Raw genomic sequence first — 17,743 nt, 5'->3', positions numbered from 1 at the left:
CGCGACCGAGGGGAGCTGACGTGCGTCGACGCACCCGAGCGCTCGCCGTCCTGGTCGCCGTGGGGCTCGTGGCACCGCTCGCCGCGTGCGGCCCGGGCGACGACGGGACGCCGGTGCTCACGTGGTACATCAACCCGGACAACGGCGGCCAGGCCGACATCGCCGCCTCCTGCACGGAGGCCGCCGGGGGCGCGTACCGGATCCAGACCGAGCTCCTGCCGCGCGACGCCGCCTCGCAGCGCGAGCAGCTCGCCCGCCGCCTCGCGGCGAAGGACTCGTCGATCGACATCATGAGCCTCGACCCGGTGTTCATCGCCGAGTTCGCGGAGGCCGACTTCCTGGCTCCCGTCCCCGACGACGTCGCCGACGCGACGACGCAGGACGTCGTGCAGGGCGCGATCGACGCGTCGACGTGGAAGGACGAGCTGGTCGCCATCCCGTTCTGGGCCAACACCCAGCTCCTCTGGTACCGCAAGTCGGTCGCCGAGGCCGCGGGGCTCGACATGTCGCAGCCCGTCACGTGGGACCAGATCATGCAGGCCGCGCAGGACCAGGACAAGCTCCTCGCGGTCCAGGGCGCCAAGGCCGAGTCGCTGACGGTCTGGATCAACGCGCTCGTCGAGGGCGCGGGCGGGCACATCCTCGAGAACCCGGAGGCGCCGGCGGACGAGGTGCAGCTCGGCCTCGACACCGACGCAGGCAAGGCGGCCGCGACCATCATCGGCGAGATCGGCAGGTCCGGCGTCGGCGGCCCCGGGCTGCCGAGCGAGGACGAGCCGGCGTCGCTCACGAAGTTCCAGGGCGACCGCGGGTCCTTCATGGTCAACTGGCCGTTCGTCTGGTCCTCCACCCAGGGCGCGGTCGACGCGGGGTCGCTCGACCAGTCGCTGCTCGACGACATCGGCTGGGCCCTCTACCCGCAGACCACCGAGGGCGAGGACGCCCGCCCGCCCTATGGCGGCATCTCGCTCGGCATCGGGGCGTTCGGCAAGCACACCGACCTCGCGTACGAGGCGGCGCAGTGCATCGTCAGCCCGGAGAACCAGGCCGAGTACTTCGTGACGAACGGGAACCCGGCGGCGAGCATCAAGGCCTATGACGACCCGGACGTGCAGGAGGCGTTCCCCATGTACGACGTCATCCGCGACTCGCTCGACCAGGCCGCACCGCGACCGCAGACGCCGTTCTACAACGAGGTCTCCACGGGCCTCCAGCAGACGTGGTACCCGCCGGCCGACGTCGACCCCGACACGACGCCGCAGGAGTCCACCGAGTTCATCACCGCCGTCCTGCGAGGGGAGCGACTCCTGTGAACGCCGGACCTCCCGCCGAGCCCGCACCCCGCGGCCGGCACGCCTCCACACCCTCGACCGCCACCGAGGACGCCCCGACCCGCCGCGGCTCGGCCGCGCGGACGGACTCGCGCGGCGCGCCCGACGCCGCCGCGAAGGCTGCGCGCAGCGACCGGGCCCGCGCCGAGGCGCGCCTCGGGTGGTACCTCGCCGGGCCGGCGTTCGTCGTCATGCTCGCCGTGACGCTGTACCCGATCCTCCAGGCGGTCTACGACTCGCTCTTCAACTACAAGCTCACCGCCCCCGACGACCGCGCGTTCGTCGGGCTCAACAACTACGTCGTGATCCTCACGGACCCGGTGTGGTGGAAGGCCCTCTGGGTCACCCTGCTCATCACCGTCATCACCGTCGCCATCGAGCTCGTCCTCGGCTTCGCGCTCGCGCTCGTCATGCACCGCGCGATCAAGCGCCTGCGCGGGCTCCTGCGCACGGCGATCCTCGTGCCGTACGGGATCATCACCGTCGTCTCGGCGTTCGCGTGGTTCTACGCGTTCGACATCACGTCCGGGTACGTCAACCACTGGTTCGACTGGGTTCCCGGGATCGGCCCCGACCTCAACTGGTTCGCGCAGCAGGGCACGAGCCTGTTCGTCATCATCGCGTCCGAGGTCTGGAAGACGACGCCGTTCATCTCCCTCCTCCTGCTCGCCGGCCTCGCGCAGGTGCCGGGCGACCTCGAGGAGGCCGCGAAGGTCGACGGCGCGACCGCGTGGCAGCGGTTCACGCGGGTCATCGTGCCGAACATGAAGGCCGCGATCATGGTCGCCGTCCTGTTCCGCGCGCTCGACGCGTTCCGCATCTTCGACAACGTCTTCATCATGACGAACGGCGCCAACGGCACCGAGGTGCTCTCGCTGCTCGCGTACCGCACCTCGATCGGCCAGCTCCAGATCGGCATGGGCTCGGCGATCTCCGTGCTGCTGTTCCTGTGCGTCGTGCTCATCTGCTTCATCGCGATCAAGCTCTTCAAGGTGGATCTCGCCGGCGCGAGGGGGGAGAAGTGATGGGCAGCGTCCTCAGCACCCGGGCCAAGATCTGGTGGGCCGTCATCACGGTCGTCGTCCTCGTCGGGTCGTTGTTCCCCGTGGTGTCGATCTTCATGACGAGCTTCAAGGGTCCCAGCGACATCAACTCCGGCACGTTCCTGCCGCCGCAGTGGAGCACCGACAACTACGAGCAGATCCTCGCCACGGGCGGTTCGGCGCAGGAGCTGTTCCTCTCCGCGCTGCGCAACTCCATCGGCATCTCGCTCATCGCGACGGTCATCGCCGTCGTGCTCGCGACGCTGTGCGCGTACGCGATCGCGCGTCTGAACTTCCCGGGCAAGCGCCTCATCCTCACGACGGCGCTCGGCGTCTCGATCTTCCCGGTCGTCTCGATCGTCACGCCGCTGTTCAACCTGTGGCGCAACATCGGCCTGTACGACACGTGGATCGGCCTCATCATCCCGTACCTCTCGCTCACGCTCCCGATCTCCATCTGGACGCTCGCCGCGTTCTTCCGGCAGATCCCGTGGGAGCTCGAGCAGGCGGCCCAGGTCGACGGCGCGACGCCGTGGCAGGCGTTACGCAAGGCGATCGTCCCGCTCGCGGCACCCGGCGTCTTCACCACGGCGCTCATCGCGTTCTTCATCGCCTGGAACGACTTCGTCTACGGCATCTCGCTCACGTCGACGAGCGCGGCCCGCCCGGTCCCGGCGGCGCTCGCGTTCTTCACCGGGGCGTCGTACTTCGAGGAGCCGACCGGCGCGATCTCCGCGGCGGCCGTCGTCGTGACGATCCCGGTCGTCGTGCTGGTCGTCCTGTTCCAGCGCCAGATCGTGTCCGGGCTGACCCAGGGGGCGGTGAAGGGATGAGCACCACCGCCCGCCCGCCCACCCCGCAGCCTGCCGCGGCACCGCCGCGCCCCGCCCGCGCCGTCGGGCACCGTGCCGCACGCCGAACCCGAGGAGAGAGCTGATGGCGTCGATCACCCTCAAGGACATCGTCAAGCGCTACGGCGACGGGTTCCTCGCGGTGGACCGCGTGAACCTCGACATCGCCGACGGCGAGTTCGTCATCCTCGTCGGACCGTCCGGCTCGGGGAAGTCGACGGTGCTGCGCATGATCGTCGGGCTCGAGGACATCACGTCCGGCGAGCTCGACATCGACGACGTGCGCGTCAACGAGAAGGCGCCGCGCGAGCGCGACCTCGCGATGGTGTTCCAGAACTACGCGCTGTACCCGCACCTCACGGTCGCGGAGAACATCGCGTTCCCGCTCCGCCTCGCCAAGGGCAAGCACAGCGAGGCGGAGATCCGCGAGAAGGTCGAGCGCGCGGCCGACATGCTCGACCTGCGCGAGCACCTGGACCGCAAGCCCGCGAACCTGTCCGGCGGCCAGCGCCAGCGCGTCGCGATGGGGCGCGCGATCGTGCGCGACGCGAAGGCGTTCCTCTTCGACGAGCCGCTGTCCAACCTCGACGCCAAGCTGCGCGGGCAGACGCGCACCGAGATCGCGCGCCTCCAGCGGCGCCTCGGCACGACGACCGTCTACGTCACCCACGACCAGACCGAGGCCATGACGCTCGGCGACCGCGTCGCGGTGCTGCGTCGCGGGGTCCTCCAGCAGGTCGCGAGCCCGCGCGGGCTGTACGAGCAGCCGGTCAACCTGTTCGTCGCGGGGTTCATCGGCACGCCCCCCATGAACTTCCTGCCGGGCGAGGTGTCGGGCGGGCGGATCACGCTGCCCTTCGGCGAGTTCGACATGCCGGAGAACGTCGCGTCGGTCGTGGGGGACCGCGGGCTGGTCATCGTGGGGCTGCGGCCGGAGCACTTCGAGGACGCGCGGCTCGTGGACCCGTCCAAGAAGGACCGGGGCCACACCTTCGAGATCCAGATCGACGTCACCGAGTGGCTCGGGGCCGAGCTCTACGCGTACGTCCCGTTCGACATGCACGAGTCCGTGAAGGGCCAGCTCGAGGAGCTCGACCGCGAGCTCGACGGCGAGGGCCTGCGCACCCAGTTCGTCGTCGCCCTCGACTCCGCGTCGCGGGTCCGCGACGGCGACACCACCGAGCTGTGGTTCGACCCGACGAAGATGATGATCTTCGACCCGGAGACGAGCGAGAACCTCACGCGCGACGACGCCGAGGCCGACCGGATCGAGGAGGACAACGCCGAGGACCGCAAGCGGTCGCTCGAGCGTGCGCAGAAGCAGGACGCCCAGGTCTGAGGGCGGCCGCCGCCCGGGTGGTCTGCCCGGGCGGCCGCGGCGTCCCCGGACGCCTGCTCAGGCCGACGCGAGCTCGGCCCGGCGCGGCGGGTTGGCGCCCGCGCGGGAGACGGTGACCGCGGCGACGGCGGCGCAGCGCTCGAGCAGGTCGGTGAGCGTGAGGGCGTCGATCGTGCGCAGCGCCTCGCGGCGGTCCGCACCGAGCAGGTCGGCACCCCACAGGCCGTCGACGAGGGCGCCCATGAAGGAGTCGCCCGCGCCGACGGTGTCGACGACGCGCACGCGCGGCGCGGCGACTCGCTGCTCGCCCGAGGCGGTGACGGCGACGGCACCCTCGCCGCCGAACGTCACGACGACGAGCGCGGGGCCGAGCGCGAGCCACCGGTGCGCGACGGTGACCGGGTCCTCGCCGGGCACGAGCCACGCGACGTCCTCGTCGCTGACCTTGACGACGTCGGCGAGGGCGACGAGCGCCTCGATCCGGGCGAGGGCGTCGGCGGGGTCGCCCATGAGGGCGGGTCGGGCGTTGGGGTCGTAGGTGATCGTGGCGGTGTCGCGCGCGGCGGCGACCAGTGCGCGGACGGCGGACGCGCCGGGCTCGAGGACGGCGGCGATCGAGCCGGTGTGCACGGCGAGGGTACCGGCGTCGGGGGCGGTGCCGGCGGGGACGTGCCACTCGAGGTCGAACTCGTAGGTGGCGGCCCCCTCGGCGTCGAGGTTCGCGGTGGCGACGCTGGTCCGGTCGGCGTCCGTGCTGCCGGGGGCGAGGGTCACGGCGGAGTCGTCGAGCCAGGCCCGGATCGCGGCGCCGCGCTCGTCCGTGCCGAGCCACGTGGCCAGGCGCGCGTCGCGGCCGAGCCGCCCGAGGGTGAGGGCGACGTTGGCCAGGCTCCCGCCGGGGTGCTCGTCGACGCTGCCGTCGGCGCGGTGCACGACGTCGATCAGCGCCTCTCCGACCACGAGCACGTGCTGCCCGTGCGGAGGGGTGCCGTCGGTCCTGGGGGTGGCGGGGGAGGTGCTCATCGGTCGTCTCCGGTGGTGTCGTCGGGGGTCTCGTCGGACGTGTCGTGCGGACCTCCCGTGTCTTGGGAGCGCGCGGCGTCGAGCCGGGCCCGCGCCCCGTCGAGCCACTCCTGGCAGCGCGCGGCCAGCGCCTCGCCGCGCTCCCAGAGCGCGAGCGACGCCTCGAGGGGCTCGCCGCCGGCCTCGAGCCGCGCGACGACCTGCACGAGCTCGTCGCGCGCCTGTTCGTAGGAGAGCGTCGCGACATCGGTCGTGACAGCGTTGTCAAAGGAAGTCACGGCAGTATTCAACCCCATCTGTGCGTCATGGTCGGACCGGGCGTCCGCGAACCGGGCGCCGCGGGGTGCGGGACGCGCCTCACGACGCGCCCCGCGAGGCGTCGGTCGAGGGCTCGCCGTCGTGCGTGGCGGTCACCGCCGCGTCGAGCGCGCCGCGCGCGAGCCGCACGTGGACCACGTCGCCCGTCGCGACGTCGTCGGGAGAGCGGACCACGTGCCCGTCCGCCCGCTGCACGACGGCGTACCCTCGGTCGAGCGTCGACGCCGGGGACAGGGCCCGGACCTGGGCCTCCAATCGGCCCACCTCGCCGGAGGCTCGCACGAGCCGCGTGTCGAGAGCGCGTCGCGCGCGGTCGCGCAGCGCGGCGACGCGCTCGGCGTGGTCGGCGAGCATCGTGCGGGGCGCGGCCAGCACCGGGCGTGACCGGAGGCCGTCGAGCAGGGCCTGCTCCCGCGCCACGCGCCCCGCGATCGCCGTCCACAGCCGGTGACGACCCTGCGCCACCCGGGCCCGTTCCTCCGCGACGTCCGGGACGACGCGCTTCGCGGCGGCCGTCGGGGTCGAGGCGCGGTAGTCCGCCACGAGGTCGAGGAGCGGGCTGTCCGTCTCGTGCCCGATCGCGCTCACGAGCGGGGTGCGGCACGCCGCCGCCACCCGGACGAGGGCCTCGTTCGAGAAGGGCAGCAGGTCCTCCACCGCCCCGCCGCCGCGCGCGACGACGATCACCTCGACGTCCGGGTCGGCGTCCAGCGCGCGGATCGCGTCGCCCACCTGCTGGACGGCGTGCGCCCCCTGGACCGCGACCTCGCGGATCTCGAACCGGACCTGGGGCCAGCGGGGGCGCGCGTTGACCACCACGTCGTGCTCGGCCTTGGACTCCCGGCCGCACACCAGCCCGACGACCTGCGGCAGGAACGGCAGCGGCCGCTTGCGGTCGGCGTCGAACAACCCCTCGGCGGCGAGCACGCGCTTGAGGTGCTCGATGCGCGCGAGCAGGTCGCCGACGCCTACCGGGCGGATCTCGCGCGCCTGGAGCTGGAGCGTGCCGCGCCGCGTCCAGAAGACCGGCTTGGCGTGCACGACGACGTGCGCGCCCTCCGTGAGCGGCGTGCCGTCCAGCACGCGCGTGGCCGCGGAGACGGGCAGAGACATGTCCAGGTCCGTGTCGCGCAGCGTGAGGAAGGCGGTCGACGTGCCGGGGCGGCGGTTGAGCTGGACGACCTGCCCCTCGACCCACACGGGCGCCATCCGGTCCACGTACTGCTCGATCTTGCGGGCGAGGAGCCGCACGGGCCACGGGTGGTCCGCGCTCGTCTCGAGCGCGCGCGCCGGCAACGGGCCGCGGTCCCCGGGCCGGGGCGACCGCGTCGACGGCGTGCCCGGCCGCGGGACGTCGTCGGGCTGGGGGAGCGAGGCGGTCACGGGACCAGCCTGCCGCACCCCACCCACGCCCACCCGGCGTGCCCACCGGTCGGAGCGGACGTCACCGTGGCTGGGCGGCCGCTCACGGGGCGAGCAGGTCGACCGTCACGAGCAGGTACCCCTGGGCGCGCAGGTCGTCGATGATGCCGGGCACGGCGTCGACCGTGGTGGCGTGGATGTCGTGCATGAGGACGACGCTGCCCGGCCGGGCGCCCTCGACGGCGCGCCGCCGGGTCTCCGCGGCGTCCTTGGTCTTCCAGTCGAGCGTGTCCAGGTTCCAGAGGATCACCTGGAGCCCTGTGCGCGTCGCGACCGACCGCACGCGGTCGTCGACGTCGCCGTACGGGGGACGGAGGAACGTGGGCGTCTCGCCGGAGGCCTTCGTGATCGCCTCCTGGGTGCGCTCGAGCTCGGCGCGCACCTCGTCGTCGTCGAGCGTCGTGAGCTGCGGGTGGTCCCACGTGTGGTTCGCGAGCAGGTGGCCCGCGGCGGCGGTGTCCCGCACCACGTCGGGTCGCTTCTCGACGTTGGTCCCGACGAGGAAGAACGTCGCGCTGACGTGCTTCTCCGCGAGCGTCTTCAGCAGGCGCTCGGTGTCCGCGCCGGGCCCGTCGTCGAACGTCAGAGCGACGCACCGGTCGACCGTGCAGTCCACGCCCTGCGCCCGCCCCAGCTCGCGGCGCTGCTGGAGCGTCAGCGCCAGCCGGTCGGTCCACACCGCCTCGGTGGCGCCGAGCACGGCGTCCCGCTGCGCCACGGTCGCGGCGACGGGGGCACCGCCCGCGCCGGCGTCGAGCGTGGGGCCGGCGGCGGCGAGCGCGGCGTCCAGCGCCGTGCGGTGGCCCTCGTCCGAGACGAGCCCTGCCGACTCGGCGAGCACCGGGCGCCCCTCCGCGACGGCGCCCTCGAGCCCGTCGTACGCCCACCGCTGCCACGCCGTCGCGACGTCCTGGGTCGCGGCGGAGACCGCCGCGGTCGCGGCGTCGAGCGCCTCGGGCGGCGGCGTGGACCCCGTGACGACCTCGAACCGGCGCTCCGGCAACGAACGAGCGAAGAACGGGTTCGGACGCGTGAGCTCGTCGACCGTGCGGTCCTCGACCGGGTACTCGACGGGCGCCCCGACGAGCGTCGCGGCCTCCGGCAGCGCCGCCGCCAGCGGGTCGCGCACGGCGGGGTCCTCGACCTGGCCCTCGCTCTGCGTCAGCACGGCGCTGCCGATCACCTCCGCCACGGCGAGCGTCGCGAGGCGGGGCAGGTAGGCCGCCTCCGCCTCGGCACGGGCGGTCACGGCGTCGTGCTCGGCCTGGGCGACGTCGGCGTGGTACCGCTCGACGGAAGCGACCCACCGGTCGTGCTCCAGCGACGCCGCGAGGACCAGCGCCCCCGCCACCACGACGGCGACCCCGGGGACGAGCCAGGGCCACACGCGGCGCCGTCGTCGTGTCGGCTCGTCGGGGTCGACGGGTCCCCCGGACACGCGGTGGCCGGACGCTTCAGGGGTCGTCGGGTCGGTCGGGTCGAGGTCGTCGGCCATCACTCGATCCTCCGGGGACGTCGGACGTCCGGCGACCCGGAGCGCCGTCCCGCCGGGGTGAGATCCGTCTCCTGGTCCGGCGCCCGTGCCCCTCCTGCGAGCGAGTCGCGGAGGGACGGTGGAGCACCGGAGTCGGTGCTGTGAGGAGGGCGGGAGGAGCACGGGCGCGGCCCGTGGTGACGGGCCTCACCGGGGTCGGCGCGCGGGCGCTCGCCTAGACTCGGTGGCGTGAGCGACCTCCCCGCCGGCTCGTCCGCGCACCCGTCCGACCGCCCCGCCGTCCCGCCGGAGGCGGCACCGCTGGACGCCGCGCCCCGCAAGCGCGTCCTGCTGGCCGCGCCGCGTGGCTACTGCGCCGGTGTGGACCGGGCCGTCGTCGCGGTCGAGAAGGCGCTCGAGCACTACGGCGCGCCGGTGTACGTGCGCAAGGAGATCGTGCACAACAAGTTCGTCGTCGAGACGCTGAGCGAGCGCGGGGCGGTCTTCGTCGACGAGACCGACGAGGTGCCCGAGGGCGCCCGCGTCGTGTTCTCGGCGCACGGCGTCTCACCGGCGGTCAAGGCCGCCGCGGCGGCGCGCAACCTCGACACCATCGACGCCACGTGCCCGCTCGTCACCAAGGTGCACAAGGAGGCCGTGCGCTTCGCCAAGGACGACTACGACATCCTGCTCATCGGCCACACGGGGCACGAGGAGGTCGAGGGCACGGCGGGCGAGGCGCCCGACCACGTCCAGGTCGTCGACTCGCCGGACCACGTCGACAAGGTCGTGGTCCGCGACCCCGACAAGGTCGTGTGGATCTCGCAGACCACGCTCTCCGTCGACGAGACCATGGAGACCGTCCGCCGGCTGCGGGAGAAGTTCCCGACGCTGCAGGACCCGCCGAGCGACGACATCTGCTACGCGACGCAGAACCGTCAGGTCGCGGTGAAGAAGCTAGCGCCCGACGCGGACGTCGTCATCGTCGTGGGCTCGGCGAACTCCTCGAACTCGGTGCGCCTCGTCGAGGTCGCGCTCCAGGCGGGTGCCGGGGCGTCGTACCGCGTCGACCGGGCGAAGGAGATCGACCCGGCCTGGCTCGACGGCGCGACGACGGTCGGGGTGACGTCGGGCGCGTCGGTGCCCGAGATCCTCGTGGACGACGTGATCGCCTACCTCGCCGAGCGCGGGTTCGGCGAGGTCGAGGAGGTGCGGACCGCGACGGAGGACCTCATGTTCTCGCTGCCGCGCGAGCTGCGCACGGACCTCAAGGCGTCCGGGTCCGACGGCGGTCGTCCGGCCCGCGGTGGCCGCACCACGCTCTCCGTCCAGCCCGTCTGACGGTCGCGCCGGAGTCGGCCGCAGCCGCCGTCTCCGGGCGGGTGGTCAGGCGCTCGCCCCGCCGGCCGACGGCTCCCGACGGGATCCCTCACGGTCCTCGGGGCGCTCGTCGATCGCGACCACGGACTCGTTGACCGAGGCGAGGAGCTCGGGCGCGCTGATGGCGCTGAGCTGCGGGTTCACGGTCGCGGGCGTCGCGAGCTCCTCGTCCACCACGTGCAGGTCGGCGAACCTCCGGGCGCTGACGAGCACGCGGGTCTCGAGCGACCCGACCGTGCGGTTGTAGGCGTCGGAGGCGTTCTGGAGCTGCCGCCCGAGCTTGGCCAGGTGCGACCCCATGACCGCGAGGCGGCCGTGCAGCTCCTTGCCGAGCGTGAGCACCTGCTGCGCGTTCGTGGCGAGCGCGTCCTGCCGCCACGCGTACGCGACGGTCCGCAGCATCGCGACCATCGTCATGGGCGTCGCGATGACGACGTTCTTCGCGACGGCGTGCTCGAGGAGCGACGGGTCCTGCTCGACGGCTGCCGAGAGGAACGACTCCGCGGGCACGAACATGACGACGAACTCCGGCGCGGGGCCGAACTGGTCCCAGTAGCGCTTGGCGCCGAGGTCGTCGACGTGCTTGCGCATGTGGCGGGCGTGGGCGGCGAGCCGGTCGGCGCGCACCGCGGGGTCGGTCGCGCCCTGCGCGTCGAGGTAGCCGAGGAACGCGACCTTGGCGTCGACGACGACCTGCTTGCCCCCGGCGAGGCGGACCACCATGTCGGGGCGCAGCGCGCCGTCGTCCGTGGCGACCTGGTCCTGCTCCACGAAGTCGACGTGGGGGAGCATGCCGGCCGCCTCGACCACGCGCCGGAGCTGGAGCTCGCCCCACGCGCCGCGCACCTGCGACGACCGCAGCGCGGTGACGAGCTGAGACGTCTCGACCCGCAGCAGCTCCGACGCGTCGCGCACCCCGCGCACCTGCTCGGCGAGGCTGCCGTGCGCCGCGAGCCGCGCGCGCTCAGCCTCGGCGACCTCGGTGCGCACCTTCTCGAGCGCGCCCGCGAGCGGTTCCACGAGGTGCCGCACGGCCTCCTCGCGGCGCTCGAGCTCCGCCGCGCCCTGCTCCTGGCTGCGGCGCAGGCGCTCTTCCGCCTGGATGAGGAACTGCTCCGTGCCCGCGGCCAGCACCTTGCGCGAGAGCGCCTCGAACTGCCCCTCGAGGCGACGGTGGTCGCCCTGGACCTCCTCGACGCGGCGCTCGGCCGCCGCCCGCAGCTCGGCGAGCTGCTGCTCGTGGGTCGCCCGCGCGAGGTCGAGGCGCTCGTCGGCGCTGCGCTGCGCCGCGCCGAGCTGGCGCGCGAAGCCCTCGCGCTCGGCCTGGAGTCGCTCGGCCAGGCCCGCGCCGCGCGCGGCCTCCTGCTGCGCCTGCCCCAGGAGGTGGGTGAGCCGGCGGACCTCCGCAGCGGCGGCGTCGGGCGACGCGCGCCGCACGGTGAGGACGAGCGCGGCGCCGCCGACGAGCCCCAGCACGAGGCCGACCGCGAAGAGCAACCATCCCGAGGTGTCCATGGCGGCACCCTCCCACGGGGGACCGACACGACGGCCTCCGACACGTCGCGCGCACTCCGGCGGACAGGTCGTGACAAAAGGCACGGCACGAGGTCGGAGGGCTCGGCTACGTTGGCCGCATGGTCGATCCCACCCCCGTACCACCCGTCGCGCCCGCCGACGCGCCCGCCCCCGCGCCGGGCCCGGCGCACGGCGCCGCACCAGGGCCCGGCACCGGCACGCAGCCGGGCCTCCCGACGCCGCCCGACCCCGCGGCCGCGCTCTCGCTCCGCGGCCTGTGGAAGCGGTTCGGCGAGAAGATCGCGGTCGCCGGCATCGACCTGGACGTCCCCGCGGGCTCCTTCTACGGGCTCGTCGGGCCCAACGGCGCGGGCAAGACGACGACGCTGTCCATGGCGACCGGGCTGCTGCGCCCCGACGCGGGCTCCGCGCACGTGCACGGCACCGACCTCTGGGCCGACCCCGTCGCGGGGAAGCGGCAGCTCGGCGTCCTGCCCGACGGCGTCCGGCTGTTCGACCGGCTCACCGGTGCGCAGCTCGTCACGTACGCGGGCCTGCTGCGTGGCATGGACCGGGACACCGTGGCCGAGCGCACGACGGAGCTCCTCGCGGCGCTCGACCTCGCGAAGGACGCCACGACGTTCGTCGTGGACTACTCGGCGGGCATGACCAAGAAGATCGCGCTCGCGACCGCGCTGATCCACGCGCCGCGGACGCTCGTCCTCGACGAGCCGTTCGAGGCCGTCGACCCGGTCTCGGCCGCCAACATCCGCGACATCCTCGCGGGCTACGTGGCGAGCGGCGGGACGGTCGTCGTGTCGTCGCACGTCATGGACCTGGTGCAGCGCATGTGCGACCACGTCGCCGTCGTCGCGGGCGGGCACGTGCTCGCGGCGGGCACGGTCGACGCGGTGCGCGGCGACCAGAGCCTGGAGGACCGGTTCGTCGACCTCGTCGGCGGCCGGCAGAGCACGGAGGGCCTGGCGTGGTTGCGCAGTTCGTAAGGCTCAAGCTCACCCTCATGGGCAACACGTTCCGGCGGAGCGTGTGGCAGACCATCGGGTTCCTCGTCGGGGCGCTCTACGGGCTCTTCGTCGTCGGCATGCTCGTCGTCGGGATGATCGTCCTCGGTACGGACGACCCCGCGCTAGCGGGGTCGATCATGATCCTCGTCGGGGCGCTCGCCGTCCTCGGGTGGTGGGTGATCCCGCTCTTCGCGTTCGGCGTCGACGCGACACTGGACCCGCAGCGGTTCGTCCTGTTCGGGATCCCGCAGCGCCGGCTGCTGGCCGGACTCGCCGTCGCGGGAGTCGTGTCGATCCCCGGGATCGTCACGGCCCTCGCCGCGCTCGGCGTCTCCTTCGCCTGGTGGCGTACACCTCTCGCGGTGCTCGCCGCCCTCGTGGGTGCGGTCCTCGCGGTGGCGCTGTGCGTCGTCGGCTCGCGGGCGACGACGACGGCCCTCGCCCCGCTGCTCGAGTCGCGCCGCTACCGCGAGGTCGTGACGATCGCCGCGTTCGTGCCGCTCGTCCTCGTCGGCCCGGCCTTCGCCTGGGTCGGCTCGCAGCTCGGCGGTGGCCCCGTCGACGGCGACGCGGTGCGGGGCATGGTGTCGCGTCTCGCGGAGATCGCGGCCTGGACCCCCTTCGGTGCCCCGTGGGGCCTGGGCGCCGCGGTGCACGACGGCGCGTGGGGCCTCGCGCTCGCGCGGTTCGTCGTCGCGCTGGCCACCCTCGCGCTCGCCTGGGTCGTGTGGGACAAGGCGCTCGCCCGCGCGCTCGTGACACCGCCCGCGGCGGGCTCCGGGGGCCGGGCCAAGGGGCTGGGCTTCTTCTCCCGGTTCCCCGCGACGCCGACCGGGGCGGTCGCGGCGCGCACCGCGACCTACTGGCTCCGCGACCCGCGCTACTCGGGGTCGATCGCCGTCGTCCCGCTCATCCCGGTCGTGCTGCTCGTGGTGGGCGGCGGTGCAGGATCCGAGATCTTCCTTGCCCTGGCGCCGTTCACCGCCTGGATCCTCGGCTTCTCGATCTCGGCCGACATCGCGTACGACCACACGGCGTTCGCGCTGCACGTGTCGACGGGAGTGTCCGGCCGCGCGGACCGATGGGGCCGGGCCCTCCCGGTGCTGGTCGCCGGGGGTGCCGTGTCGCTCGTGTTCGCGGTGGTCTCCGTCGCCGTGGCGGGGCGCTGGGACGCGCTGCCGGCCCTGCTCGGCCTGACGGTCGGCACCCTCCTGGTCGCGACCGGCGTCTCGAGCGCGACCTCGGCGCGGCTGCTGTACCCGGTGCCCAAGCCCGGCGACAGCCCGTTCAAGCAGCCGCAGGGCGCCGCGATGGCGACGCTCGTCGCGCAGTCGGTCGCGATGCTGCTCGTCCTCGCGCTGTCGCTCCCGTTCCTCGTACCCGGGCTCGTCGCGATCCTGGCCGACCTGCCGGTCGTGGGCTGGGTCACGCTCGTCGTGGGTGTCGGCCTCGGGGTCGTCGTCCTGCTCCTGGGCGTCCGCTGGGGCGCCCGCGCGTACGACCGGCGCGCGCCCGAGCTGCTCCAGAAGGTGATGGCCTCGGCCTGACCTCCGGGCCGGGTCCGCGCACCGCGGCCCCGGCCCGTAGACTCGGCCGACGTGGCACTCACTATCGGCATCGTCGGCCTGCCCAACGTCGGCAAGTCCACCCTGTTCAACGCCCTGACGCGCAACCAGGTCCTCGCGGCGAACTACCCGTTCGCGACGATCGACCCGAACGTCGGCGTCGTCTCGCTCCCCGACCCGCGGCTCGACAAGCTCGCCGAGATCTTCGGCAGCCAGCGCATCCTGCCCGCGACCGTGTCGTTCGTCGACATCGCCGGGATCGTCAAGGGCGCCAGCGAGGGGGAGGGGCTCGGCAACAAGTTCCTCGCGAACATCCGCGAGGCCGACGCGATCTGCCAGGTGACCCGCGCGTTCGCCGACCCGGACGTCGTCCGCGTCGAGGGTTCGACGGACGCCGAGGGCGACATCGAGACCATCAGCACCGAGCTGATCCTCGCCGACCTCCAGACTCTCGAGAAGACGGTTCCTCGCCTCGAGAAGGAGGTGAAGATCAAGAAGGGCGACGCCGCCCTCCTCGACGCCGCCCAGAAGGCGCAGGCGATCCTCGAGGCCGGGACGACGCTCTTCCAGGGCGCGGCCGCCGCCGGGCTCGACCTCGCCGACGTCGCGAGCCTCCAGCTCCTCACGGCCAAGCCCTTCATCTACGTCTTCAACACCGACGACGCCGGCCTCGTGGACGACGACCTGCAGGACCGCCTGCGCGCGCTCGTCGCGCCGGCCCAGGCGATCTTCCTCGACGCGAAGTTCGAGTCCGAGCTCGTCGAGCTCGAGCCGGACGAGGCGAAGGAGATGCTCGCCGAGTCGGGGCAGGACGAGGCTGGGCTGGACCAGCTCGCGCGCGTCGGGTTCGACACCCTCGGGCTCCAGACCTACCTCACCGCGGGCCCCAAGGAGGCGCGCGCCTGGACCATCCGCAAGGGCTGGACCGCGCCGCAGGCCGCGGGGGTCATCCACACCGACTTCGAGCGCGGCTTCATCAAGGCCGAGGTCGTCTCCTTCGAGGACCTCGTCGCGACGGGGTCCGTCGCCGCCGCGCGCGCCGCGGGCAAGGCGCGCGTCGAGGGCAAGGACTACGTCATGGCCGACGGCGACGTCGTGGAGTTCCGCTTCAACGTCTGAGACGCAGGTCACCGGCTCAGGCGCCCGCCGCATCGTGAGACGCGGCGGGCGTCGGCGTGTCCGGGCGGCGGCGTTTCGCGCGTGTTTCGCGGCCGTCGCAGGGTGGAAACGCACCCGTACCGGCCAGTATCAACTCGGTAACGATCGACCGCAGCAACCGGGCAAGGGGGAGAAGCCACGCAACTTGCTGGGTAGCGTTGCCTCAAACCGTGGTGGGCATACCCGTCCACGCGCGCCGACACCAACCGGACGCGCGGGCGACGGGGCGGCCGGAGGGCTAACGACGCTCTCTCGGACGCGCTCACCATCCCTTGGAGGAGGAACATTGAAGATCAGGCGCACGAGTGCCGCCCTCGCGGTGACGGTCACCGGGGCACTGCTGTTCTCGGCGTGCAGCGGCACGTCGGGTGACGGCGAGACCGACGGCGAGGACGCGGGCATCAACACCGAGTCCGCGGTCACCGTCGCGTGGGAGGCCCCGCTGAACGAGCTGAACCTCAGCTCGTCGAACGGCAACGCGACCCAGAACGCCGTCATCAACTACATGCTCAACTCGGGCTTCAGCTACTACGACGCCGACCTGAACATCGTCAAGGACGAGTCGTTCGGCACGTACGAGAAGCTCTCGGACGACCCGCTGACGGTGAAGTACACGTTCGGCGACGACACCAAGTGGTCGGACGGCACCCCGGTCGACGCGACGGAGATCCTGCTGGACTGGGCCGGCCAGTCGGGCAAGTTCAACAACGTCGAGGCCGAGACCGACGAAGAGGGCAACATCACGAACCAGGAGGCGCTGGACGCCGGCGTCTACTTCGACGGTTCGGACCCGGGCATCGCGCTCATCTCGCAGACGCCGGAGATCTCGGACGACAACAAGTCCATCACCGTGGTCTACGACAAGCCGTTCGGTGACTGGGAGCTGAGCTGGACGAACGAGTTCGTCCCGGCGCACGTCGTCGGCCAGAAGGCGCTCGAGATCGAGGACCCGGAGGAGGCGAAGGCCGCCGTCCGTGACGCGATCGCGAACAACGACTCCGCCGCGCTCTCCAAGATCGCAAAGTTCTGGAACTCCGGCTTCGAGTTCACGACCCTCCCCGACGACCCGGCGCTCTACGTCTCCAACGGCGCGTACACGCTCGACGCGTACGAGGAGAACCAGTACCTCACGCTCAAGGCGAACCCTGACTACAAGGGCACCAACAAGGGCCAGGTCGACACCATCACGGTCCGCTACATCGACGACCCGATGGCCCAGGTCCAGGCGCTCGAGAACGGTGAGGTCGACCTCATCGGCCCGCAGGCGTCCGCGGACGTCCGTACCGCGCTCGAGGCGCTCGACGGCGTCGAGACCCACTCCGGCATCGAGGGCACGTACGAGCACGTCGACCTGGTCTTCGAGAACGGCGGGCCCTTCGACCCGGCGACGTACGGTGGCGACGCCGAGAAGGCCAAGGCCGTGCGCCAGGCGTTCCTCCTGACGATCCCGCGCCAGACGATCGTCGACAACCTCATCAAGCCGCTCAACCCGGACGCCGAGGTGCGCAACTCGAACATCCTCATCCCGGGCTCGCCGAACTACGACCAGATGGTCGCGGAGAACGGCTCGGAGTTCTACGACGCTTCGAAGGCGGCCGAGAACATCGAGAAGGCGAAGCAGCTCCTCGCCGACGCGGGCGTCGCGCCGGGCGTCAAGGTGCGCTTCGCGTACAACAACGAGAACACGCGTCGCGTGAACGAGCTCGCGCTCATCACGGACACCGCCTCGCAGGCCGGCTTCGTGATCGAGGACACCGGCCGTCCGGCCGCCGAGTGGGGCACCCTGCTCGCGACCGGTCAGACCGAGTACGACGCGTCGCTGTTCGGCTGGCAGTCGACCTCGACGGCCGTCACCGAGTCGGACGCGAACTTCCGCTGGGCGCCGAATCGTGGTGTCAACAACTACGGCCTCTACAACAACCCGGCCGTGGACGCCGCGCTCGACAAGCTCCAGGTCTCGACCGACCCCGAGGAGCAGTTCCAGCTCCAGCTTGAGGTCGAGAAGAACCTCTGGGCGGACGGCTTCGGCGTGACGATCTTCCAGTTCCCCGCCATCCAGGGCTGGAACGAGAACCTGAAGGGCGTCGAGTCGATCACGATCAGCCCGACGATCTTCCACGGGTTCTGGAACTGGACGTTCGAGGGCTGAGAGGCCTGACCGTCTGACCTGGCCCGTCGCCGTCCCACCGGACGGCGACGGGCCGCGTCCGGACTCGTGGGACCGGGGGTCTCGGCGGCCCGTCCGCCGAGGCCCCCGGTTCTCGCGTGCTCCGGCGCTCTCGACCTCTCCACCGCGGCG

General features: G+C 72.6%; 14 protein-coding genes. 9 read left to right on the top strand and 5 right to left on the bottom strand.

From position 1 onward, the window contains the following. Positions 1-20 precede the first annotated feature (20 nt). The 4 genes from ACFVN3_RS17095 (at position 21) to ACFVN3_RS17080 (ending at position 4,564) form a co-directional block, all read left to right on the top strand. Positions 21-1,313 carry an extracellular solute-binding protein gene (locus tag ACFVN3_RS17095; RefSeq protein ID WP_378234130.1) on the top strand — a complete coding sequence of 431 codons (1,293 nt, stop codon included), beginning with the start codon at positions 21-23 and terminating at the stop codon, positions 1,311-1,313. After that, positions 1,310-2,356 (top strand): carbohydrate ABC transporter permease, encoded by a 1,047-nt coding sequence (locus tag ACFVN3_RS17090; RefSeq protein WP_378234129.1) that lies wholly within the window; start codon positions 1,310-1,312, stop codon positions 2,354-2,356. The genes ACFVN3_RS17095 and ACFVN3_RS17090 overlap by 4 nt, the downstream gene beginning before the upstream one ends. Continuing rightward, positions 2,356-3,207, top strand: a complete 852-nt coding sequence (locus ACFVN3_RS17085; RefSeq protein ID WP_378234128.1) for a carbohydrate ABC transporter permease — start codon at positions 2,356-2,358, stop codon at positions 3,205-3,207. The genes ACFVN3_RS17090 and ACFVN3_RS17085 overlap by 1 nt, the downstream gene beginning before the upstream one ends. Before the next feature lie 103 nt (positions 3,208-3,310). Beyond that, positions 3,311-4,564: an ABC transporter ATP-binding protein gene (locus tag ACFVN3_RS17080; protein ID WP_378234127.1), complete on the top strand. Its 1,254-nt coding sequence runs from the start codon at positions 3,311-3,313 to the stop codon at positions 4,562-4,564. Positions 4,565-4,621: 57 nt separating this feature from the next. Here the strand turns inward: ACFVN3_RS17080 and ACFVN3_RS17075 are convergent, their stop codons facing one another. From ACFVN3_RS17075 to ACFVN3_RS17060, 4 genes are all read right to left on the bottom strand, one after another. Beyond that, on the bottom strand, positions 4,622-5,587 hold the full coding sequence (locus ACFVN3_RS17075; protein ID WP_378234126.1) for a carbohydrate kinase: 966 nt from the start codon (positions 5,585-5,587) through the stop codon (positions 4,622-4,624). Further along, on the bottom strand, positions 5,584-5,883 hold the full coding sequence (locus ACFVN3_RS17070) for an exodeoxyribonuclease VII small subunit (protein WP_378234125.1): 300 nt from the start codon (positions 5,881-5,883) through the stop codon (positions 5,584-5,586). Before ACFVN3_RS17070 ends, ACFVN3_RS17075 begins: the two co-directional genes overlap by 4 nt. Positions 5,884-5,944: 61 nt before the next feature. Further along, on the bottom strand, positions 5,945-7,288 hold the full coding sequence (xseA, locus tag ACFVN3_RS17065; protein ID WP_378234124.1) for an exodeoxyribonuclease VII large subunit: 1,344 nt from the start codon (positions 7,286-7,288) through the stop codon (positions 5,945-5,947). An 82-nt stretch (positions 7,289-7,370) separates the two neighbouring features. After that, positions 7,371-8,822: a polysaccharide deacetylase family protein gene (locus ACFVN3_RS17060; protein WP_378234123.1), complete on the bottom strand. Its 1,452-nt coding sequence runs from the start codon at positions 8,820-8,822 to the stop codon at positions 7,371-7,373. Between the two features lie 300 nt (positions 8,823-9,122). Here ACFVN3_RS17060 and ACFVN3_RS17055 point away from each other — a divergent pair, with 300 nt between their 5' ends. Beyond that, positions 9,123-10,142, top strand: coding sequence for a 4-hydroxy-3-methylbut-2-enyl diphosphate reductase (locus ACFVN3_RS17055; RefSeq protein WP_378234146.1), 1,020 nt, complete (start codon positions 9,123-9,125; stop codon positions 10,140-10,142). A 45-nt stretch (positions 10,143-10,187) separates the two neighbouring features. Here the strand turns inward: ACFVN3_RS17055 and rmuC are convergent, their stop codons facing one another. Further along, positions 10,188-11,696 (bottom strand): DNA recombination protein RmuC, encoded by a 1,509-nt coding sequence (gene rmuC, locus ACFVN3_RS17050; protein ID WP_378234122.1) that lies wholly within the window; start codon positions 11,694-11,696, stop codon positions 10,188-10,190. 119 nt (positions 11,697-11,815) lie between these two features. Here rmuC and ACFVN3_RS17045 point away from each other — a divergent pair, with 119 nt between their 5' ends. From ACFVN3_RS17045 to ACFVN3_RS17030, 4 genes are all read left to right on the top strand, one after another. Beyond that, complete coding sequence (locus tag ACFVN3_RS17045) at positions 11,816-12,700, top strand: ABC transporter ATP-binding protein (protein ID WP_378234121.1); 885 nt, start codon at positions 11,816-11,818, stop codon at positions 12,698-12,700. Then, positions 12,682-14,268: a hypothetical protein gene (locus ACFVN3_RS17040; protein WP_378234120.1), complete on the top strand. Its 1,587-nt coding sequence runs from the start codon at positions 12,682-12,684 to the stop codon at positions 14,266-14,268. Before ACFVN3_RS17045 ends, ACFVN3_RS17040 begins: the two co-directional genes overlap by 19 nt. Before the next feature lie 51 nt (positions 14,269-14,319). After that, a complete protein-coding gene (gene ychF / locus ACFVN3_RS17035) occupies positions 14,320-15,405 on the top strand; it encodes a redox-regulated ATPase YchF (protein WP_047232774.1) in 1,086 nt (361 codons plus the stop codon). Between the two features lie 325 nt (positions 15,406-15,730). Further along, complete coding sequence (locus ACFVN3_RS17030; RefSeq protein WP_378234119.1) at positions 15,731-17,593, top strand: ABC transporter family substrate-binding protein; 1,863 nt, start codon at positions 15,731-15,733, stop codon at positions 17,591-17,593. The last annotated feature ends 150 nt before the right edge of the window (positions 17,594-17,743 follow it).

The organism is Cellulosimicrobium sp. NPDC057862, assembly GCF_042797035.1.
In the GTDB taxonomy this organism is placed as follows: domain Bacteria; phylum Actinomycetota; class Actinomycetes; order Actinomycetales; family Cellulomonadaceae; genus Cellulosimicrobium.
This window is presented reverse-complemented; position numbering and strand designations above follow the sequence as displayed.